This window comes from Seonamhaeicola marinus (assembly GCF_008085455.1).
The window spans coordinates 1-312 of record NZ_VSDQ01000847.1 but is presented as its reverse complement, the minus strand read 5'-3'; the positions used below and the strand labels follow the sequence as shown (position 1 = coordinate 312).

The 312-nt window shown below is 34.3% G+C and carries 1 protein-coding gene; it reads left to right on the top strand.

Annotated elements, in window-relative coordinates; genetic code table 11:
* A partial coding sequence (locus FUA24_RS23835; RefSeq protein WP_148545820.1) for a hypothetical protein occupies positions 1 to 312 on the top strand: 312 nt, incomplete at both ends.

Here is a 312-nt window from a genome sequence, read left to right as displayed (position 1 = left end):
ATGGTTGAAACCTATCCTGAAGGTGTATTTTGCCACAAACCTTGTACTGTGTCTGGTGGTGGTAAATCAGAGATTTCAAAATCTATGCAAAACGCTATAACGTATAGCTCTTTCAACATTCATGATATTGAAGAAGATTTTAAAAAAGCCGATGAAATTATTGAATTTGATTATTCAACAAGATGGAAGGTTAAAGATCCTAACCGCCCAAAATCACGCTCATTTTTAAGTGAAAAACGTACATTAGGTTCGGTAGTTAAACTGCTAACGCCTTCTGAAGAAAACTCTGATGAGTTTAATGAATGGTTAAAA